The sequence below is a fragment of the Haloferula sp. A504 genome, from assembly GCF_044385805.1.
Taxonomy (GTDB): domain Bacteria; phylum Verrucomicrobiota; class Verrucomicrobiia; order Verrucomicrobiales; family Akkermansiaceae; genus Haloferula.
On record NZ_JBISBU010000002.1, the window covers coordinates 247,431 to 268,166 of the forward strand.

The 20,736-nt window shown below is 63.9% G+C and carries 19 protein-coding genes and 1 tRNA gene; 13 read left to right on the forward strand and 7 right to left on the reverse strand.

Annotation, left to right across the window (positions count from 1 at the left end; genetic code table 11):
- Positions 1-170 precede the first annotated feature (170 nt).
- Positions 171-1,754, forward strand: a complete 1,584-nt coding sequence (locus ACG2LG_RS01995; protein ID WP_396255855.1) for a hypothetical protein — start codon at positions 171-173, stop codon at positions 1,752-1,754.
- A 76-nt stretch (positions 1,755-1,830) separates the two neighbouring features.
- Here ACG2LG_RS01995 and ACG2LG_RS02000 read toward each other — a convergent pair whose 3' ends face one another.
- Positions 1,831-2,286 (reverse strand): TA system VapC family ribonuclease toxin, encoded by a 456-nt coding sequence (locus tag ACG2LG_RS02000; RefSeq protein WP_396255856.1) that lies wholly within the window; start codon positions 2,284-2,286, stop codon positions 1,831-1,833.
- On the reverse strand, positions 2,264-2,563 hold the full coding sequence (locus ACG2LG_RS02005; protein ID WP_396255858.1) for a hypothetical protein: 300 nt from the start codon (positions 2,561-2,563) through the stop codon (positions 2,264-2,266). The genes ACG2LG_RS02000 and ACG2LG_RS02005 overlap by 23 nt, the downstream gene beginning before the upstream one ends.
- Positions 2,564-3,251: 688 nt before the next feature.
- On the opposite strand from ACG2LG_RS02005, the gene ACG2LG_RS02010 reads away from it, so the two are divergent.
- The 6 genes from ACG2LG_RS02010 (at position 3,252) to ACG2LG_RS02035 (ending at position 8,589) form a co-directional block, all read left to right on the forward strand.
- Positions 3,252-3,374 (forward strand): hypothetical protein, encoded by a 123-nt coding sequence (locus ACG2LG_RS02010; RefSeq protein ID WP_396255859.1) that lies wholly within the window; start codon positions 3,252-3,254, stop codon positions 3,372-3,374.
- A gap of 141 nt (positions 3,375-3,515) precedes the next feature.
- Positions 3,516-4,406 (forward strand): FG-GAP repeat domain-containing protein, encoded by an 891-nt coding sequence (locus tag ACG2LG_RS02015; protein WP_396255860.1) that lies wholly within the window; start codon positions 3,516-3,518, stop codon positions 4,404-4,406.
- Positions 4,407-4,582: 176 nt separating this feature from the next.
- The gene (locus ACG2LG_RS02020; protein ID WP_396255861.1) at positions 4,583-6,871 is read left to right on the forward strand and encodes a hypothetical protein; all 2,289 of its coding nucleotides are present in this window, start codon (positions 4,583-4,585) and stop codon (positions 6,869-6,871) included.
- A gap of 73 nt (positions 6,872-6,944) precedes the next feature.
- Positions 6,945-7,682: a PEP-CTERM sorting domain-containing protein gene (locus ACG2LG_RS02025; RefSeq protein ID WP_396255862.1), complete on the forward strand. Its 738-nt coding sequence runs from the start codon at positions 6,945-6,947 to the stop codon at positions 7,680-7,682.
- Between the two features lie 203 nt (positions 7,683-7,885).
- Positions 7,886-8,143 carry an antitoxin gene (locus ACG2LG_RS02030; protein WP_396255864.1) on the forward strand — a complete coding sequence of 86 codons (258 nt, stop codon included), beginning with the start codon at positions 7,886-7,888 and terminating at the stop codon, positions 8,141-8,143.
- Complete coding sequence (locus ACG2LG_RS02035; RefSeq protein WP_396255865.1) at positions 8,140-8,589, forward strand: type II toxin-antitoxin system VapC family toxin; 450 nt, start codon at positions 8,140-8,142, stop codon at positions 8,587-8,589. Before ACG2LG_RS02030 ends, ACG2LG_RS02035 begins: the two co-directional genes overlap by 4 nt.
- Positions 8,590-8,781: 192 nt before the next feature.
- Here ACG2LG_RS02035 and ACG2LG_RS02040 read toward each other — a convergent pair whose 3' ends face one another.
- Positions 8,782-9,468: a sialate O-acetylesterase gene (locus ACG2LG_RS02040; RefSeq protein WP_396255866.1), complete on the reverse strand. Its 687-nt coding sequence runs from the start codon at positions 9,466-9,468 to the stop codon at positions 8,782-8,784.
- A gap of 402 nt (positions 9,469-9,870) precedes the next feature.
- Here ACG2LG_RS02040 and ACG2LG_RS02045 point away from each other — a divergent pair, with 402 nt between their 5' ends.
- Positions 9,871-11,310: a sulfatase-like hydrolase/transferase gene (locus ACG2LG_RS02045; protein WP_396255868.1), complete on the forward strand. Its 1,440-nt coding sequence runs from the start codon at positions 9,871-9,873 to the stop codon at positions 11,308-11,310.
- A 184-nt stretch (positions 11,311-11,494) separates the two neighbouring features.
- Here ACG2LG_RS02045 and ACG2LG_RS02050 read toward each other — a convergent pair whose 3' ends face one another.
- Positions 11,495-12,946: an arylsulfatase gene (locus ACG2LG_RS02050; protein ID WP_396255870.1), complete on the reverse strand. Its 1,452-nt coding sequence runs from the start codon at positions 12,944-12,946 to the stop codon at positions 11,495-11,497.
- A gap of 93 nt (positions 12,947-13,039) precedes the next feature.
- On the opposite strand from ACG2LG_RS02050, the gene ACG2LG_RS02055 reads away from it, so the two are divergent.
- On the forward strand, positions 13,040-14,098 hold the full coding sequence (locus ACG2LG_RS02055) for an NAD(P)/FAD-dependent oxidoreductase (protein WP_396255872.1): 1,059 nt from the start codon (positions 13,040-13,042) through the stop codon (positions 14,096-14,098).
- Between the two features lie 22 nt (positions 14,099-14,120).
- On the opposite strand, the gene ACG2LG_RS02060 is transcribed toward ACG2LG_RS02055, so the two are convergent.
- From ACG2LG_RS02060 to ACG2LG_RS02070, 3 genes are all read right to left on the reverse strand, one after another.
- Entirely contained in the window at positions 14,121-15,626 is a 1,506-nt protein-coding gene (locus tag ACG2LG_RS02060; RefSeq protein ID WP_396255874.1) for an alpha/beta hydrolase, read from the reverse strand.
- 24 nt (positions 15,627-15,650) lie between these two features.
- The gene (locus tag ACG2LG_RS02065) at positions 15,651-16,637 is read right to left on the reverse strand and encodes a thioredoxin family protein (RefSeq protein ID WP_396255876.1); all 987 of its coding nucleotides are present in this window, start codon (positions 16,635-16,637) and stop codon (positions 15,651-15,653) included.
- Between the two features lie 117 nt (positions 16,638-16,754).
- Positions 16,755-18,179, reverse strand: a complete 1,425-nt coding sequence (locus ACG2LG_RS02070) for a methyltransferase domain-containing protein (protein ID WP_396255878.1) — start codon at positions 18,177-18,179, stop codon at positions 16,755-16,757.
- A gap of 135 nt (positions 18,180-18,314) precedes the next feature.
- On the opposite strand from ACG2LG_RS02070, the gene ACG2LG_RS02075 reads away from it, so the two are divergent.
- The 4 genes from ACG2LG_RS02075 (at position 18,315) to ACG2LG_RS02090 (ending at position 20,485) form a co-directional block, all read left to right on the forward strand.
- A tRNA-Cys gene (locus ACG2LG_RS02075) sits at positions 18,315-18,389 on the forward strand.
- 210 nt (positions 18,390-18,599) lie between these two features.
- Positions 18,600-19,550: a DnaJ C-terminal domain-containing protein gene (locus tag ACG2LG_RS02080; protein WP_396255885.1), complete on the forward strand. Its 951-nt coding sequence runs from the start codon at positions 18,600-18,602 to the stop codon at positions 19,548-19,550.
- Positions 19,547-19,840: a MerR family transcriptional regulator gene (locus ACG2LG_RS02085; protein WP_396255879.1), complete on the forward strand. Its 294-nt coding sequence runs from the start codon at positions 19,547-19,549 to the stop codon at positions 19,838-19,840. The genes ACG2LG_RS02080 and ACG2LG_RS02085 overlap by 4 nt, the downstream gene beginning before the upstream one ends.
- 123 nt (positions 19,841-19,963) lie before the next feature.
- The gene (locus ACG2LG_RS02090; protein ID WP_396255881.1) at positions 19,964-20,485 is read left to right on the forward strand and encodes a hypothetical protein; all 522 of its coding nucleotides are present in this window, start codon (positions 19,964-19,966) and stop codon (positions 20,483-20,485) included.
- Positions 20,486-20,736: the final 251 nt, after the last annotated feature.

The following is a 20,736-nucleotide window of genomic DNA, read 5'->3' on the forward strand; positions in this document are numbered from 1 at the left end:
CCCCGCAGTCCATGACCGCGGCCTCCCTTCGCACGCCGAAGCCTTGGCGAAGGAAGCAGCGGCAGGATTCCTGACGAGGCGGCTGAAAGCCACCAAGACGGCCTGCGGCAAGGATGCCGCAGCCACCCGCGTTCCATGAAGGACTCTCCCGGTCCACACGTATCCCTGCCATGACCCTCCGCCGCACCCTGCTCGCCCTCGCGCTGCTTCTTCCCACAGGCCATGCCCCCGCCGCGACACCCGACGAACCCGAAACCATCAAGGCCTACTGCCTCGACTTCAACTGGGTCCCGACGAACCGCCGCGGCAAACCCTTCGCCAAACCGGGTCAATGGGCGGGCGCCGACCCCGCCGCCCACGTCGAGTGGTACAAGACCATCGGCGCCAACGTGATCCAGACCTTCTGCGTCTCCACCAATGGCTACGCCTGGTATAAGGACGGCTTCGTGCCGGAGCAACCCGGCCTGAAGCACGACTTCCTCCCCGAGGTCGTCAAGCTCGGCCACGCCGAGGGCATGCAGGTCTTCGGCTACTTCTGCATCGCCTCCAATCCCCGCTGGGCCGAGCTGCACCCCGAGCAGAGCTACGGCAGCCCGACCACCTACCACATCCCCTACACTGACGAGTATCTCGACTTCCTCTCGAAATCGATCGGCGACGCGGTCAAGCGGACCGGCATCGACGGCTTCATGATCGACTGGGTGTGGATGCCGAAACGCCAATCCACCGAAGGCAAGTGGCTCGACTGCGAAAAGAAGCTCTACCAGCAACTCATGGGCGAACCCTTTCCCGGCGAGGACAAGCTGACTCCGGCCCAGGACACCGCCTACAGCCGCAAGGCCATCGACCGCTGCTGGAAGGCCATCCGCAAGGCCGCCAAGGACGCGAACCCCGACTGCAAGATATGGCTGACCGTCAACCACATCAACCACCCGCACGTCGTCAATTCGGACATGTACCGGGAGGCCGACTGGCTGATGAACGAGGCCGGCAGCGTCGAGGCGATCCGCAAGGTCGAGCCGATGGTCGGCGAGGACACCCGGATGATCACCTGCATGGCGCTGTGGAACGGCCAGGACGCCTCGGTCGCGGTGCCCGAGGCGATGGAGGCCGGTATCGGGCTCTACGGCTTCACCGCCCCGCGCAACAACGATGGCCTCGTGCCCCTCGACAAGATCTTCTCGCGCCAGGTCTTCGAGCTCAGCGGCGACGACCGCAACATCGCCGTCCTCGCCCGTGCCTACCACGGCATGTCGGTCCACGCGCTGTGGCAGGATGGCCGCTTCGTCGAACCGGAGAATCCCCCGCCCTTCCGCATCTCGCTCAAGGGCCGCGGCCGCGGCATGCAGGACACCGCCCGGATCGACAGCGCGGCGGACGAGGCATCCGTCACCATCCGTTCCCCCTACAGCAAGGGCCGCGGCGTGCTCGTGCGGGGTGCCGCGAAGTGGCCATCGAAGCTCTCCATCCGTTTCCACAAGAAGGAAGGCGAAGCCGTCACCTCCACCCAGTTCCGCATCGCCAACGGGTCGGTCGGTCTCGGCGTCACGCTGGATGATCCGGCAATCGTGACCTCCGGCCCTGTGGAAGGCGGCCTCGATCTCGGCCGCGGCTGGGACGCGGACTTTCTCAAGGACGCGGAGGCTCCCAAAGACTCACCCAGCATCCAGCAGACCACCGAGATTCTCGAAATCGTCATTCCCGCCGCCATGACCCGCGGAAATCCGGAGGTCATTGCCTTCGAATGGGAATGATGCCACCCGGCGACACTGACACTTGCCTTGGCCCTCGTAGCCTTGGCGGAGTGGGAAGCCGCAGTTCCCCTGACCCTCACCTGGCCGACCCCGAACCACCAGCGACCTCCAACAGGCTCCAGCGCAGTCCGTGGGTCTCGTAGCGGCCGAACCCTCGATCGAAGGTCGCCAGCTCGTGCTTCGCCGCGATGGCGAAGGCCGCCAGATAGGCATCCGTCCACCAAAGACCGTGTGGCTCGGGCGATTCCCCTGCCGCCGGGAAAAGATCCCCCAATCCCGTCGGCTCCGCCTCGAACAGAATCCCCTCCTGCCGTTGCAGGTGCACCACCAAGCTCGCCGCCTCGCGGTTGCTCAGGACATCGGCTCCGAGGATCACGGGATTGGTCAGGTGCCGCAGCAGCGCCAACTGCGTCACCCGGCACAGCACCAGATCCTCCTCCCCGCCGGCCACCCAGGCCCGCGCGGCCGCCGCTGCGATGTGACCGTCCCACACCAGCGGGAGCCACACGTTAACGTCCAAAAATCTCGCCATGCCGCTGCTCGTCATCCTCCAGTTCCTTCAATTTCTCGAGGGCGATGACCGCCTCGCCCGGCCGTGCGGAGCGGACCACCGGCACGACAAAGCGGCCCGCCCGCTCGATTCCCACCCGCGCAGGCAACTCCGGGGCCGCATCGGTCCCGTTCTCGGCCAGACCCAAGTGCCGACGCAGGGCTTCATTCACCACATCCTTCAGCTTGCGCCCATCCAGCGCCGCCTGAGCCCGCACCCGCCGCAACAGGCCTTCGGGAATATCCACCGTCGTCCTCATGACAAGCATCATGATGCAAAACACATCGTAATGCAAAATGTTTAGGAGCTAAGGCGAGCACACGCTCCATGGCAACCGAAGCAGCCCACCCGCCTGAACCGCATGCCTGGCAGGTCATCGATCATCAAGACCCGACAAGGGCGCAGGCAAGGCCGGGGTCCTGATCCCCGACTGTTTGCCTGGCATTTTATTGCGAGACGCTGGCCTTCGAGTGGGAATGATGCGCGCATCGACGCAGGCGTCGCCGACGCTTCCAGCGGCAGGCCGTGGCTGTGGCTTCCCTTGGCTCGCCGGAGCCTCGGCAAAGCTGGCAGCCGCAGGCCGTGACCGGGCCTTCCAGGCCCGTTGTCAAAGCAGTCCCTCCCATGGATGCCGGAACTGGAAAGAGGCCCATCCGGATCGGCCCGCCAGCGAATCCCACTGGGACGAAGCGTCGTGAAGCTGCTCGACACCAACTTCCTCATCGATCTGCGGCGGGAGTGGAGCCGCGGCGAGGCCGGGCTTCCTCGATCGCCCGGCGAGCGGGGAATTCTGCATCCCGACGGTCACGGTCCTCAAGTTCCTCGAAGGCTACGCCCACCCGGGAGACGGTAAGCGCCTCCTCGCTCCCTTTCTCCAACTCGATGTGACGGCATCCGTCGTCCTTGCAGGCAGTCGGATTCGCCGCGAGCTTCGGCGCCGCGGCGAAATGATCGGCGACTTCGATGTGCTGATCGCCGCTACCGCAGTCGCCGGCGGCATTCCCCTCGTCAGCGACAAGCTCCGCCACTTCGAGCGCATCGAGGGCCTCACGGTCGAGGGCTACCGGTAGTATCCTGGGCGGGATGCTTGGCATCCTGTTCCGCCCGGTCCGCCTTGCCGCAATCCAACCGCATCCGCCTATTCCATCGGGGATAGCGGCCCATTTGCCGACTGTTTGCCTGGCATTTTATACGGCAAAATCTCCTACGGCTTGCGCCGCGACGACGGCTACGTGCCCCGTGGCATGGCCCTCGAGAACCTACACCGCCCGGCTGACATGGACTTCGGCGACTTCGACGGCGATGGCAGGACCGAAATCGTCGTCGCCAACTTCGGCTTCGGCACCGGCAGCGTGGACATCCACCCGCGAAAGCCCAACGGCTGGCAGTTCGAACCGGAGCCCGAAATCCAACTGACCACCGAGCCCGGTGCGGTCGACTGCCATGTCGCGGACTTCGATGACGACGGCCGCCCCGACGTCGCGGTTCTGTTCGGTGGCACCCGTGAGAACCTCAGTCTTTTCCTCAATCAGGGTGACGGCGAGTTCGAGCGGAAGACCCTTGTAGAGAAAAACGCATCCTTCGGCTACGTCCGCTTCGCCTGGGTCGACTTCGAAGGCGACGGCAACCTCGACGTCCTGACCGTCAACGGCGACAACGTCGACTCCGATCCCTACAACACCCTCAAGCGCGACCACGGCATCCGGCTCTACCTCAACGAGGGCGGCCTGAACTTCGTCGAGGCCTTCTTCTACCCGATGTACGGCGCCTACGGCGTGGCGGTCGAGGACTTCGACTTGGATGGCGATCCGGACATTGCGGCAGTCGCCTTCAATCCCGACTTCAGCAGCGAGAAACCCGAGAGCTTCGTCTATCTCCAGAACGAGGGGCAAACGCGCTTCACCCCGCGCTCCTTCGAGATTCCCCGGACCGACCGCTGGATGACGATCGAAGCGGGCGACCTCGATGGCGATGGCGACAAGGATCTCGTCCTTGGCGGCGGCTACGTTCCCGCCGGCCTCGCGATCGACCAACCGCGCCTGATGGAGGCCATGGCCGAAAAGGGCCGCGCGCTGCTGGTGCTCAAGAATCGGACGAAGTGACCCACGTTGCGAGGGCATCTCACGCCGCCCAAGCGTCCATCCCGGCCCCTCGACACTTCGCTTTTCATAAGCGCTCCAAATCCACTTGTGTAGTGAAATCCAATATGCATTCTGACGGGTGGCAATGTGAAAATTTTTATCGGACCCACCGGAGACCCCAATCGAACCCAACCAACATGAAAGCCCGATTCCCACGAATCCCCGCACTCGCTGCATTCGCTTCGCTTCTGCTCGCCATCGCATCCGGTCAGACGACCCTTGTTGACGAGGACTGGCAAACCGATCCGATCATCAGCGACGGAACCCAGGTAACCGGCACCGACTTCCCCGGCTGGAGCTTCGGCGGTGGTGCCAAGGCGAGGAATGACGTGAATCAGGGAGACGTCCCCAGCGATTCGTCCGTCACGGACTCCCACGGCCGTAACCAGGTCATCCAGCAGGAGCAGACCTCCAGCGAGCTCGACTACGACACTTCCCACAACTGGGGGGCGACCGACGTCTACTATCTGAGGGTCGAGGCAAGCCCGATGTCGTGGAGCGGGCAAAACCAGCGCTACATCCGCCCGGAACTCCGCCAGAGCAGCGACAGCACTGTAATTTGGTCAACGGCCCAGGGGCCTGAGACGGCCGTCCCGCTGTACGACAGTTACATGGGTTCACTGAGCGATTACACCTCCGAACTCATCTGGTTCTGGGAGATCGATGCCAGCACCTTCACCGCGGGAACGCCGGGTGAGCAGCTTCAACTTCGAATCGACAGCAGCGGCCAGCGCGGCCTTTACATTAACAAGGTCACCCTTGTTCAAGGGCCTCTTCCCGCGGACAACACCCCGCCGGCCACTCCGACCTGGGACATCGTGCCCACGGTCTCGAACTTCAAGGACATCAGCATGAGAGCCAACAGCGTTCGTGATCCGGGTGACCTCTATGGAGTGGAATACTACTTCGAGAACACAACCCGCGGCACCAACAGCGGCTGGCAGGACAGCCGCGAATGGGCGGAGACCGACCTCGATTTCGACACCACCTACACTTACACCGTGAAGACGCGGGACAAGTCGCCCAATCAGAACGAATCGGGCACCTCGGCCGCAGAGAGCGCGACCACCGCACCGGAAGACCTCACGCCTCCCGCAGCCCCAACTTGGAACGTCCTCCCCGAGGTTGCCGACTACCGCTCCATTCACATGAAGGCGAACACGGTCAGCGACCCATCCGGCGTGCAGTATAAATTCATCAACGTGACCAATGGAACCGACAGCGGCTGGCTGAACAGCCCCGCCTGGACGCAGAAGGATCTCGATCCGGACACCGCCTACACCTTTGAGGTGATGGCCCGCGATACGTCGCCGGCTTTGAATGAAGGTTCTGCCTCCACACAACAGAGTGCAACTACCCCAACCGAACCTGCGGGCACACTCTACATTACCCGCTTCCAGGATCCGCTATTCAGCGATAATCAAAACAACCCGGATCTGGGTGACTGGCAGCTATTCCAGTCGGCTAACGTCAAGACCCAGAAAGCGACCGGTGACGGTGTGCGTACCGACACGGACCTTGCCGTGCCCGGCGACAACTACGCGATTCAATTTGAATACACTAGCGCCGAAATCGAGATTGATATCGACCACAACTGGGCTTCGGACGATGTCTTCACACTAACCCTGAATGCGAGCCCCCAGAGCTGGAATGGTGACAAGCAGCGTTACATCCGCCCAAGTCTGCGTCAGCAGGATGGTACCATTCTTTGGGCTCCGGGCGAGAACATGACTGGACCCGAGAAGACAGCCATCCCGCTCTCTGCGGATCTTGTTGGCAGCAGTTACCAGGATGATCCCAATACCAGTTTCACCTTCACCATCCCTGCCAGCGCCTTTACCAGCGGCACGGAAGGCGAACCGATCGCGTTGCGCATCGACAGTAGTGGCCAGGAACGCGGCGTCTTCTTCGACAATGTCCATCTCAGTGTGACCACTGGTGGCGGCTCCCCCTACGACACCTGGGCCGACAGCTACCAGCCCGACGACGTGAGCGATCCGACCTTGGACTTCGACACCGATGGGCTGAGCAACCTCCTCGAGTTCGCCTTCGGCACCGACCCGACCGATTCGGGCTCTGGTGGTCCGCTGACCGTCACCCCGGGAACCCCGCCAACCTTCACCGGCGGCACCCCCACCATCTCTGATCCGGTCTATTCGGTGAACGGGGTGGAGTTCAAGGCCCGCTACGTTCAACGAAAAGACGGCGGTGCGCTCTATGCCTTGCAATTCAGCTCGCAGCTGAACGACTGGCAGTCGAGCGACACGGTTCCCGCTCCCAGCTGGGTGGCGGGCCTCAACCCCACGACGGTGGCGGAGGATGCCACCTACGAGGTGATTGAAATCGACTACCCATGGTGGCTCGATGGCACGCCCCAGAAAAAGGCCCGGTTCTTCCGTGTCGATGTGAGCCTGCCCACTCCATGAATCGAGCCACAGGAATGGCTTGTCTCCCCCGCCCCCTACTGAGTAATCCTTGGCTGTTACCCCAAACACTCCCATGAATTCCCTGCGGAACTTCTTCACCGCCCCGCTACTGGCAGCCGGTCTGCTGCTGGGGGCGGGTGGCGCCCGGGCGGCGGTAACCTGGAGCGGGGTGGTCGATATAGGCATCCCGACCAGCTTCAACGGGGTCTACCTCGACCTCGCGGCCACCAGCCCAGCGGGAAACCCCACCGAGCCGTCCAACGACGACCCCGCCGAGGTCAATTTTGACTCCTATGCGATCGGCTACGACCAGCCCACCGACTGGGACATCAATTTCTTCTTCGGCGGCATCGGCATCGCCTACAGTCCGACCTTCAATCCCTTCGTCGAAAGCCCGGGGGTGGGAGGATCCCAGATCCTCAATGTCGAGGAGGGCACGAACATCGCGTCCAACGTCTCGCAGGCCCTCGGCCTGAACAGCTACGGAGGCTCCGGAACGCCGAGCAACAGCGACCCCGACAGCCTTTTCAGCAGCGTCGATGGGAGCCTGCCGTCACAGTATTCCAGCTTCGCCACCGACGGCACTCCCGGCTACATTGCCTTCACTCTCGAAACGGCCTCCGGAACCCAATACGGCTGGATGCAGGTCACCTTGGATCCCAACGGCCCTGACATTGACGGAGCGGTCGGCAAGGTTCACCAGTGGGCCTACTCGGACGACATCAACTTCACCGTCGGCCAGATCCCCGAGCCCAGCAGCCTCGTTCTGCTTTTGCTCGGCTCAGCCGGTCTTCTCCGCCGCCGGCGTTGATTTCTGGCAAGCTCTGAAACACCGCCGGTCCCATTCAGGGGCCGGCTTTTTTTTCAGGAGGACCGCGCGGGCCCACTCGCGCAGCGCCCCGCCTGAAAATCGCGAGTGGCGGTCCGAGACTCTCGATGGCGGGCTCCCCATTCAGAGGCGCGGTGCTCGCGACAACTCTTTGACATCACAAAAGATGATGTCATTTTGTCGACATGATCCGCACGCAGATCCAACTCCCGGAGAGCTTGTATCGCGAGGCAAAGCAACTCTGTGAGGCCCGCGAATTGTCCATGGCCGAGCTGGCCCGGCGGGGCCTGGAACACATGGTGATGGTCTTGAATTCGAAGGAGAAGGCCACGCCCTGGGCTCCGCCGCAGCCGCAGGCGCTGGGCTGGGCAGGATTCTCCGAGGAGAAACTCAAGTCCGTGGCGCAGGAAGGGAGCACCGAGCAGAATGCCGTCGAGAGATGATCTCCATCGACACCAACATCCTCTTCCACGCGTTCAACATCGATTCGCCGTTTCATGGCAGGGCCTACGAATGGCTGGCATCGCAGGGCGGCTCGGAGCAGGTCGCCATTTCCGAGTTCGTGCTGGCCGAGTTGTATCGGCTCGCAGGGAACCCGGTCACCGCGCGATCGGGTCCACTCGATGCCCGGGCGGCGGCAGCCTTGGTCGATTCCTACCGCAGTCATCCCCGCTGGATGCTGGTCGGATTTCCCCAGAACAGCCGGGAACTCCACGACAGGATGTGGCGGATTGCCTCGGAAAGTGGCTTCGCCTACCGGCGCCTCTACGATCTGCGGACGGCCCTGACCCTGTTGGATCATGGCGTCACCGACTTCGCCACCACGAACACAAGAGACTTCGAGGGCTTAGGATTTGCAAAGGTCTGGAATCCTCTGGACGTCGCTTGAGGCCCACAATCAATTCTGCCGCAGATCGGGTGGCCCGATACCAATGAACAGAATCGGCTGGTAGAATGGCCGGAGCGATTTTTTGCAAGGTCAAGGCGCAAGAAGGGAGCGGTGAGCTTGAACTCCATTTGCTTTGCGTCTTTGCGGTTCCATCCAATGCAGAACCCAAGACTGCCGTTCCGACCGCAACGATCACTCCCGGATCAGCTTGATCGCCGCCTCGGCAAAGCGCTCGCCGAGGATGCGGTAGCCTTCCTTGGTGTAGTGAAGGTCGTTGCGGGTGCCCTCGCCACCCTTGGCGGGTTTGTCATTCAGGTCATCGGTATCCACCCAGGCACCGCGGGGTGACGACTCGGCCACCGCCACCTGCACGTCGCGGACCTTGGTCCAGTGCGGGTAGCGCTGGTCCTCCATGTCGAAGTCGCTGAGCCGGCCGATGACGAAGTGGATGTCGTCGCGCTTGAGGTCCTTGGAAAGCTGTCCGATCAGCCCCTTGAAGCTGTCGCCGTAGACCCCGCCATGGCCCTCCCTGGCATCCCGCTCCCCCTGCATCCAGACAAAGGTCACGGTGTCGAACTCCCGGTCGCCCGCGGCCTTTTCGACCGCCTCCATCAGCTTGTCGTAGAGATCCCCTAAATTGCCCTCGGGCACCGGACTTTCCGCCGGCTTCCATTCCTTGTACCAGCGGCGGATGGGCTGGCCTCCCTGGGCCGACTTCACGACCACCACGTTCTCCGCGCCAAAGGCCTTCTCGACCGTGGGAGTGAAGGAAATCGCCGGATCAAGCCCGGCCATGTTGGACTGGCCGGAAAGGATGAAGAGGTGGCTGTCGGCATGGGCCAAGACCGGGAACAGGAGGCAGAGCAAGAGATGTTTCATCGGGCAACGATACGCCCGCCGGTCGATCATCCCTTCGCCGGAATGTGGCTTTCTGTTTGTCCGCGGTCACAAGTCCAAAGGTCGGGATCTCCTTTCTCGCCGGGGTGCAGGTAAAAGCGGCTGGCAAGCGGATGTGGCCGGGCCTTCCAGGCCCGTCGCCGGGTTCGAACCAACAATGGGCGACGGGGCTGGAAGCCCCGGCCACATCTCCAGACGTCTGCTGGACGCGATGAAAGCTCCACCGCGTTCAGCCATGCACCCTCTCGAAGAGGCCTCCAAGCAGCCAGAGAGGGAAGGCTGCTCAGACTTTCGCCTGCCCGCCATAGCCGGGAGGCGACGGTGGGACTTTCCGACCTTGGACCTTGAGACTGCCCGCACGCGCGGCGATGCTCCCGCCACCACATGATTTCCCGGCTCGCTACTCTTCTCACACTCCTGACGGCCGCCATCGCCACGGCTGCGCCGAAGCGCCCGAACGTGCTCTTTCTCTTCACCGACGACCAGCGCCACGACACGATCCAGGCTCTGGGCAACGAACGCATCCAGACGCCCCACATCGACCGCTTGGTGAACGGCGGCCTGAGTTTCACCAACGCCTACATCATGGGTGCGAGCTCGATGGCCGTGTGCACCCCGTCGCGCGCCTGCCTTTTCAGCGGCCGCACCTTGTGGAACCTCGAGAGCCAGGGCCTGTGGGACTTCGAGATCGCTGAAACGGACACCACGCTGACCCAGGCCTTCCGGCAGCGCGGCTACACGACCTTCGCCACGGGCAAGAACGATCCGGGATTCGGCAAAAACGGCCACTTCAGCCGTTCGTTCAGCACCGGCAGCCGGCTCTACGATCGCGGCGGTCATCGCGGCCAGAACCGCACACCGCTTTTCAACCTCTCGCCCGACGGCGAAAAGATCAAGCTGGAGCCCGACGGCCGCTTCAATGCCGAGCACTTCGCGGACGCCTGCGTGGAGTTTCTCAACAGCCGCAAGGACCTCGACGAACCCTTCTTCGCCTACGTGTCGTTCATGACACCCCACGATCCCCTCAACTGCCCGGAGGAGTTCCTCGCGAAGTACGAGGCGGGGGACATGAAACTCCCCGCCAACTTCAGGCCCAGGCACCCCTTCGATGCGGGCGTCCACAACATCCGCGACGAGAAGTTGATGAAGCTCCCCCGGAGCGAGGACAAGGTCCTCGAGCGCCTGGCCCGCTACTACGCGCTGGTGACTCACACCGACGCCCAGATCGGGCGCATCCTCGAGGCCCTCGAGGAGAGCGGCCACGCGGCCAACACCCTCATCGTCTTCAGCTCGGACAATGGCCTGGCCCTCGGCAGCCACGGGCTGATGGGCAAGCAGAACGTCTACGAGCACTCGGTGAAGGTGCCCTTCATCATCAGTGGACCGGGAATCCCGGCCGGGGAAACCCGCGACCAGCTCTGCTACATCTACGACATCTTCCCGACACTCTGCGAGATGGCCGGAGTGGAGATCCCGGAAAACGTCGAATACAAGAGCCTCAAGCCGGTGATCACCGACGCCGAGGCCACCCACCGGGACCACTTGTCCTTCGCCTTCATGCAATGGCACCGGGCGGTGCGGGACGAACGCCACAAGCTCATCGAGTATGCCGTCGACGGCTCACGCCACACCCAGCTTTTCGACCTGAAGGAGGATCCGCATGAACTCGACAATCTCGCCGACGATCCCGCCCACGCCAAGACCCTCGCCCGCCTGCGCGAGCTCCTGGAAAAAGAGCGTGTGCGCCTGAATGACGGCACCTCGTCCTTCGGACGTGCGGACCAGGGGAAGGAGTTCTGGTCGACCTACGCAACCGACGAGTAAGCCGGAGGTGGAGCCTCCTTGAGCAGATTGTTGAGGATGGACGCCACTCAGGGTGAAGCGGTCAAAGGTCTGAAAGTCCAAGGTCGAAAGTCCTTTGGATCAAGCGGTTCAGAGAACTCAGAGCGCGTCGATCACTCAGACTTTCGACTTTCAGACCTTCGACCTTGAGACCGCAGCACGGGACTCAAAGGCCGTCAGGAGCCTTCCAATCCGGAATGCCTCCCGCCTGCTCCTGCTTGCGATACGCCACGTGATAGGGCCGGGTCTTCGACATCGGCACCTTCTCGTTGACCATCAGGGGCCGGGCCTCCTTCCAGAATCGCTCGTAGGCACTCAGCATGCCTTCGACAACATCGGGATGGTCCTGGATGACGTTGGTGGTCTGTCCGGGATCCTTCTCCATGTCGAAGAGCTGTTCGCGGCCAACCAACCGGAAGCGCTGGTTGCGCACCGCGAAGTTCTTCCACTGAAAGTCATTGGGCTCGGCACCCACCGGCCAGCGGGCGACGTGGGTGAAGAGATGGCGATCCGGCCACGCCCGTTTGTCGTCCTTGATGAGGGGCCAGAGGTTGCGCCCCTCGACCTGCCCCTCCGGCAGGTGGGCCCCGGCGATCGCAGCCAGGGTCGGCAGGATGTCGATGTGGGCCGCCAGCGTATCGATCTCCCGCCCGCCCGGCGCTTTCCCGGGCCAGCGAATGAAGAAGGGCACCCGCACCCCACCTTCGTCCGGACTGCCCTTGAGACCCTTCATCCCGGCATTGAACCACTCGTGTCCGGGCGCCAGCTCGCCCTTCGATTTTCCGGCGCCGTTGCCGGTCATTCCGTTGTCGGACATGAAGATCAGGATGGTGTTTTCCTCGAGATCCCACGCCTTCAGCTTGGCCATCAGCCGGCCCATGTTCTCGTCGATGTTCTCGACCATGCCGTAGAAGCCGGCGTGCGTTTTGCCGAAGCCCTTGTCGGTGAAATACTTCGCGTTCTCCGGGGGCGCGATGAAGGGGCCGTGCGGCGCATTGGTCGAGATGTAGGCAAAGAAGGGTCCTTCCTTGTGCTCTCGGATCCAACCGAGCGCGGCGGTGAAGAACACATCCGTGCAGAAGCCCTTCGTCTTCACAAACCTGCCGTTGTGGCGGACGACGGGATCGAAGTACTTGTTGTTCGGCGCATCGGCATTCGAGCAGGCATAAGCCTGGCCGATGCCGCCGGCCCCGTGGATGAAGGCCTCGTCGAAACCACGCCGGTTCGGCTGGTAGGGGTCCTCGTCGCCGAGGTGCCACTTGCCGAAGATGCCGGTGGCGTAGCCGGCCGACTTGAGCACCTGCGGCAGGATCGTGGCGTCGAGCGTCATGCGGTCGCGCTCGTTGATGGTGTGGGTAATCCCGTTCTTCATCGGATGCCGCCCGGTCATGATCGCCGCCCGGGTGGGCGAGCAGGTCGGGCTGACCAGAAAGCGGTTGAAGCGCGTGCTCTCGTCGTGCAATCGGTCGAGATGGGGCGTCCGAATCCACGGATGGCCGTGACGGGCGACCGGGCCGTAGCCCTGGTCGTCGGTCATCACGAGAATGATGTTGGGCTTTTCCGCGGCAGGCAGCGCGGAAAGGGCGGTCGCAAGAATCAGCAGCAGAGGCCGGAGCATGGAGTTTGATACGAACTCCATGCTAAGCGTCCATCATGAAATCGGCGCATCCGAAGCTCGTTTGACAAGATCGACTCCGAGACTCTGATCTGCATGGTCGTAGAACAATCCAACCATCACCCGCAGATCGGCATCGTCGGAGCCGGGGTTTCGGGGATGGCGGCTGCCTGGGAACTGTCGAGGCAGGGCGTCCCCAGCATGGTGATTGAAAAGAGCCGGGGCGTCTCGGGCCGCGCGGCGACCCGCTCCCACGGAGCCTGCCGTTTCGACCACGGCGCCAACTACTTCAAGCTCGAAGACCCGCGGGTCACCCGGCTGGTCCGCGATCAACTGCCCACCGACGAACTGGTCTCCATCCCCGGCGACGTCCGCGTCTTCGACGGCGACGGCAACATCCACCCGGGGGATCCCTCGCACAACTCCGCGACCAAGTGGAACTACCGCCACGGCATCAGCACGCTCGGCAAGCTCCTCGAGGCGGGCGCTCCGCTGGCCCGGGTCGTCCGCTCCACCAGGATTGTGAAACTCGAGGGGCACGAAGGGGCATGGGCCTGCCTCGATGAGGATGGAAAAACCTTCGGGCCCTTTGAAAAGATCCTCATCACCCTGCCCGCACCGCAGGCGGCCGAACTGCTGGACGCATCGGTGGCGACCCGCGACCTCGCCCCGCTCCTCTCCGGCTGCACCTACCATCGCCAGTTCACGTTCGTCTTCGGCTACGATCGACGGATCATGAACGAGCGCGACTACCACGCGCTGGTCAATCCGGACCGCCGTCACGCGATCTCCTGGCTCTCCTTCGAGGAGGACAAGCCGGGCCACGTCCCGGAAGACGAGTCGGTCCTCGTCGTCCAGATGTCGCCGGACTGGAGCATGGATCGATTCGAGAATGACCGGGCGTCCCTGGTTGAGGAAGCCGCGGAAGAAGCCGCCCGCCTCCTCGGCGAAACTCTGGAACCACCGGCCTGGTGGAGTTCGCAGCGCTGGAAATACGCCCACCCGCGATCTGCCCTCGATCCCGATCTTCTTGCCGAGGCCCGGCGTCGTTCCCTCGACTTCGCAGGCGACTCGCTGGTCGGGAAAGGCCGCGTCGGGAAGGCATTGCACACCGGACTAGAGGCCGCCGACCGACTCGCGCATCCCCCGGCCTGAAACCGCCCACCGCCGGCGAGACTCAGCGATCCCCGACCCAGGAAACGATCCGCTCCTCCATGTAGGGGTAGAAGGGATTGTGACGGAGGCGCAGGATCTGGCCGTCGGAGATCCGCAAGACCCCGGCCTCGCCGCGCAGCCTCAGGTCACCGAGGGGCAGGACCTTGTCGCCCCCGTCGTTGGGTCCGTAGAGCGGATCATCCTGGGTGAATGGCAGGGCCGCATGCGCCAGTGAGAAAAGCTCCCTCGGCCAGGTCAGATCCAGCTCCCGGTCGGTCCTTCCCGAAGCAGTGATCCGGCTCTCCATCAGCGACTCGGTGCCCGTCGCCCGGTTGCTGACGAGGGTGATGTCGTAGGCTCTCGAACCATCGTCCAACAGCGGCAGAAAGGCCTTTTCGTAGTCATCCCGGATCAGCCCCTCCATCCACGCCGCCCGATTGACGTCGAAGACGATCAACTCGCTCCCTGAATTCGTGATCCGCCCGTAGAGGCCGGCAATCAGGTTGCTCAGCTTCACCGTCGCATCGATCGCCGAAATGGCGGTGACGACCGGTGGAAACTCCTTCATCTTCCCACTCCGTTCGAGGCGGGCCAGCCCCTCCTCCACCTGTTGGGTCATCTTGAAGGCCTGGACACTCGCATTCATCGGCCACGAGGCATACTTGTAGGGATCGATCTCGGCATTGACCGCCGACCAGTGGGCCCGTTCGTCGCCGGAAACGCCGGCAATCCAATCGTGGTAGCGCGTGATTTCGGCCAGCGGCGTGATGCCGATCATCGGCGAGATCAACACCAGTGAATCCGGCACCGGAAGGTCGTCGTCCTCGATCGCGCTGACCGCGTAATGGACGGTGAGCGCCCCGCCATTGGAGAAGCCGGCGACCACCATCGGCGCATCATCCGGCAGGCGCTTCCGCAGATCGCGGGCGGCGACCCGCACGGCCGCGGCCCAATCCTCCCACTCGACCTGGGCCAGCGCACCGGGACAGGTCCCGTGGCCGGGAACCCGGAGCACCATCACGGTGTAACCCTCGCGATGAAAGCGCTCACTCAAGCCTCGGAACGCGTAGGGGGAGTCGCTCAGGCCATGCACCATCAGCACGCCTCCCTTCGGCCGGACCGCCTCACGCAGCAGGCTGCGGTTCCAGTTCCGGCCTCCATACACACCCGGCCGGCACACCGAATCGGGATTGAAGCGGGAGAGCTTGCCCGCCTCGGAACCCTCCCAGGGTCCCTGGATCAAGTCATCGAGTTCGCCAAAGACCTTCTCCTCGCGGGCGAGATAGTCATCGAATCCGAACTCCGGCGTCTCATCCGACGCCGTGAACTCCGACGCCGGTTGTTCCTGATGCCAGGGATCGAGGGGCGGCAGCGAGTGCGCGAACTGCGACCAACCGTAGAACACCGCCAGTACCACGAGCGCCCCGGCGATCAACACGACCCCCAGGCCGAGCAGCACGAGGCGCTTTGCCAGCGCACCGCTCAGGGACGCCCATCCGCGTGATGCTGTTTCCGCCTTCTCAGACATGTCGCCCCGCGTTTCCGGGCTGGATCAGGGCTGGGACTCGGTCGAATCCTCCGCGTCTTTGTCGTCGGGGGCCTCGTCCGCGGCGGCGGCTTGATCCCGCGCCTGAATCAATTGCCCGCGGATCCGGTCCATCCGGGCGGCGGTGTCACTCTCGGGGGCAACCGCCTTGGCCTCGTCAATCGCCTGCACCGCCTCGTCGAACTGCTCCGCCTGGGCCAGCACCATCGCCTTGAAGAAGACCACCTGCTGCTTCGTGTCGCCCTCGAAAGTGCCGGACGCGAGCGTCTCCTCGATGAGCTTCAACGCACCCTCGTGATCCTGCTTCTGGCCGAAGCTCATCAGCTTCTTTTGAAACTCCGCGAACTTCGCCTTCATCTCAAGCCCCTTCACGTAGCCCGACTCGTCTTCCGGATCGGCCGCCTTGATCTGCTCGACCAGATCCCCGTAGAAAGTGGCGATCATCTCGTCCTCGAGCGACATTGCCTTGAGCGCGTCCACCAGTACTTTCGCCTTTTCCGGCCCCTCGAGATCCTTCGCCTTGGCAAGCGCCTCGTCGCGGACCGCACGTTTCTCGAGAAGTTCGTCAAGATGGGTCACATAGGCCTCCGGACCACCCTGCTTGTAGCCGGTCCGGGCGAAGGGAGCCCCTTCTTCATCGGTCAGCAGAATCGTCGGGAAGCCGCGGATGCCATACTTGTCCTTCAGCTCTTCGTTCTGCTTCTGGACCTTTTCCGAGAGCTTCGACTTGTCCCGGGGGTAATCGAGTTCCACCAACACGAACTTGTCCTTCACTCCCTCCTTGAAGGGAGCGTGCTGGAACACCTCCTCGTTGAGCTTGATGCACCAGCCGCACCAGTCGGAGCCGGTGAAATCGATGAGCAGGCTCTTGTCCTCCTTGGCGGCCTGCTTTTTCGCGGCCTCGAAGTCAGAAGTCCAACCCTCGCCACCCGCCAGCAGCGGGGCAATCGAGAGCACGGTCGAAGTGGTGATTCCAAGCAGGGTTGCTTTCATGTCCCTCCACGCTCGGGCGCACAGCCGCAAAGTCTAGCCAGAAATTTACGGAGCCCCTCGGAACTCCCTCAGCGGCAAGATGGCTCCAACCGGCAAAAACTCTCCACTCAGCTTCCCTCAACCCGGCCACAGCAGGCCCCGCCCGGCGAGGTGATCGAGCCATGGACCGACGTCGAGATCCGGTGCCTGGTCCCGGGCCAGTGCCTTGATTTCGTCGGCCGACCGGGATCCGTCGAGCGCCTCGACCACGCCCCAGTGCGTCTCCGGAAAGCCGCAGCTCCGGTGAAACACATCGACCAGTGAATCGCGATCCTTCGCAAAACGACGATTCAGCGGCGAAAGAGCCGGCCGGACCGGCGACCGCGAATCCAACTCGATCGCATCGGTGCGCAACTCGACCCAACCGAAACGCGCGGCCCGGTAGAGCCAATCCGCGACCGTCTTCGCCCCGCGGGCGGGATCCCAGCGGGGGCCCAGGCGGTGGGCACACTCTTCCATCAGGCCGGCCACCGGCATCGCCGATGGCCAGGCCGCGTGCAGCGCGGCATGGAAATGCTCGATGATTTCCCCGTGAATCGCCTTCGACGGCAGCGGGCGCACCAGAAGGCGCGCGGCGAAATGCAGGGTCACCGAAGAACTCGTGGCCGGGTCGAGGGTCAGGCCCGAGCGACACATCAGGCTGCTGCGGTGGGTCCGACCGGAGAGCAGGTCGAGCGTCTGCTGGAAGCGCAACGGGTCCCCCGCCAGCGGCTCGAGCCGGGCCAGAGCGGCCGGGTCAACCCCGGGCGGGAGATTTCCCGACAAGGTCGATTCTCCCAGGTAGCGCAGGCCGTGCTGGCCCGCCCACTCGATCACCTGACCGAAGTGCAGCGGATCGCACACCGGCCCGAGGTCGTCGAAGGCCACGATCTCCGGTCCCTTCCGCTGCATGTCGCGATAGATCGCGGCGAGATGGGCGGCATAGGGTGTTGCCCCGCCTGCGGCGGCTTCGGCAAGTTCCCCGATGACTCCCATGGCGTCGGCCCCGAGGTCCGGCAGGGCCCTGACCATCGCCGCCGCCTCTTTCCGCAGCGACCAGCCCGGCAGCGTGTTGTAGCCGATGCAGGCAATGCCATCCGGCGCGAGGGAACCCTGCACCAGCTCGAACAACGCGGCCTTCACCCGGTCGTCGACCCACGAGAGCATCCCGTGGGCGACCACGTAGTCGAAATCCTCCGCCTCCGGCCGCCACTCGGTCACGTCCGCGTGCTCGAAGGTGACATTGGCGAGACCCGTCGCCTCGGCGTGCTGACGCCCCTTGCGGATGGCGCTGTCGGAAAAGTCGATCCCGACGAAGCGGCTCTCCGGAAAGCGGGCGGCGAGCGGCAGCAGGTTGTGGCCCGACGCGCAGCCGATCTCGAGGAGCCGGCAGGCCTCCGGCAGTGCGGGCGCCACCACCCCGCCACAGCGGGCGGTCGCCGCGATCACCCCCGGGTGCGTCTCCGGGTGGGATAGCGCCGGGTAGCGGCGCCGGGAATAGATCTCGCGGACGGCATCGGCCATGGACCGAGCAAACCACCAATCCGCCGCCTGCCAATCCCATTCGCTCCGATCCCGTTCGACAGTTTGAGGCTCAAGCCCGGCATTGACAGGAATCGCGAGGGGCCGTAACTACCCCTCCCGCGCTTCGGGCGTCACGGCGGAGTAGCCAAGTGGTAAGGCAGAGGTTTGCAAAACCTCCATTCGTGGGTTCGATTCCCACCTCCGCCTCCAGCCTGATAATCAAGCGACCAAGCCGATTTTCTGGCTGATTTCCGGGGAGTTTGTCCAAGGGTTTATCCAAAATCTCGAGGTTCATGGCGTTCATCTCGTCTCGGCGCGAAACAATCGGCATCTACTGAATCGCTCCTCACCCCTCCATGCGCGGCGACGGAGCAGACGTATCGACATCCGGGACTCCATGTGCGTGACTGGTGCTCCGGCATGACGGCGGATTTCAAGGACTACTACGAGACCCTCGGGGTGGCGCGCGACGCCGATGCCGCTGCGATCAAGAAAGCCTTCCGCAAGCTGGCGAGGAAGTTCCACCCGGACGTGGCTCAGGACAATCCCGAGGCCGAAAGCCGCTTCAAGGAGATCAACGAGGCCTACGAGGTGCTCGGCGACCCGGAGAAGCGCAAGCGCTACGACCAACTCGGGGCGGAGTGGAACCGCCAGGGGCCGCCACCGCCGCCGGCAGGTGGGTGGAGCGAGGAGACAGCCGGTTACCAGTTCGAGGGCACCGGCTTCAGCGAGTTCTTCGAGCGCTACTTCGGAGGCACGGGATTCGGCGGGGACTTCGGCGCCGCGGGTGCTTCGGGGCGGGCCCGCCGCGGTCCGAGGCGCGGACACGACATCGAGGGCGACCTCATGGTCACCCTGCGCGAGGCCATGCAGGGGGCGATGCGGACGATCGCCATGCGGCACGTGGATCCGAAAACCGGCCGGGAATCGGTCGAGGAAGTGCAGGTCCGCATCCCGGCTGGCATCCGCGACGGCCAACGCCTGCGGGTGCCCGGGCACGGCGGACGCGGCATGGATGGCGGCGGGGCCGGCGATCTCTACCTTGTCGTGAGGCTGGCCGCCGACCCCGACTTCCGGGTCCGCGGTGCCGATCTCTTCTGTGACCTCGCCTTGGCTCCGTGGGAGGCGGTGCTGGGCACCACCCTGCCCGTGCGGCTTCCGAACGGGGAGTCGGTCCAGCTGAAGGTCCCGCCCGGAACCGGGGCGGACGACCACCTCCGGCTCAAGGGCCGGGGCCTGCCAAAAAAGGGCGGTGCCGGCGACCTCTACGTGGTGATCGAAATCCACGTCCCGCCCCACGTGCCCGACGACCAGAGGGATCTGTGGAAACAACTGCGCGACCGCTCGAATTTCGACCCGAGAAAATCATGAACCCGGACGTCCACGAACCCGACCCCCACGCCCTCTACACGATCCGCGAGGTGGTGAGTCTGACCGCCTCGTCCGAGCGCAAGGTCGTCTTCTACTGCCGCAAGGGACTCCTCGACCCGGTGGCGGAGGATGGCGGGGAATGGCGCTTCGATGCCGAATCGCTCGCCCGCCTGCGGCACATCGAAATCCTCCGTCAACAGCACCGGATGAATTGGGCCGCCATCGAGACGATCCTCAGGCTCCAGCAGCAGATCGAGGCACTGCGACGGGAACTGCGCTGCCAGCGTTGAAAGGCCCGCTCGGGCTCGGAAATGGCCCGGCTTCCGAACAGGATCAGCCGCTCCATTTTATCCCTCCTGGCCCCATCACCCTCCCGATCGAATGGGATTCGTGCGCCGACAGTCTCAACAGGCATGAAGTGGATCGTTCTTTCCTCCCTGCTCGCCTGGATCCTGACGCCCACACTGTCGGCGCAGACTTGTCGCGAAGTGGTCCGTGATGCCTCCGGGCGCATCGTCCAGACCATCGAACGCCACAGGAGCCCGGGCGGGACCGATCGGGCCGTGATCCGCGACGCCTCGGGGCGAATCACCGGCACGGCGACGACCCACACCAGCAGTAGCGGGACGAGCCGCACCCAGTTCCGCGATGGCAGCGGCAGAATGACCGGCTCGGCCACCTCCTCAAGCTCGTCGGGCGGCAGCTCCCGCACCACCTATCGCGATGCCAGCGGGCGGCTTTCCGGTAGTGCCAACACCCACGCGTCCGGCAGTACCAGCCGGACGCAGTTCCGGGACGCCTCGGGCCGCCTCACCGGCAGCGAGACCGTTCATGGCACCAGGACCACGAGGTGGGACCCGTCCGGCCGCCTGACCGGAAGCAGCACGGGCGACCGTCGCTGCGGAAGTGGAACGCGCCCATTAAGGGACAGGTAATTTGAGTCGGCCACTGGAACCGCACATAAGAAAGCCGCCGGTTTCCCGGCGGCTTTTAGAGATCGGTCGGTTCAGGATGGCTCAGGCAAGGAGAGTTTCCTCATCCTTGTCTCCGTCACACTTCTTGCACTTGTCGGCAAGAAGGGTTTCCTCCTTTTCCTTGTCGCCGTCGCACTTCTCCTTGCACTTGCCGGCGAGGGCGGGATCTTCCTTGTCGCCGTCGCACTTCTCCTTGCACTTGCCGGCGAGGG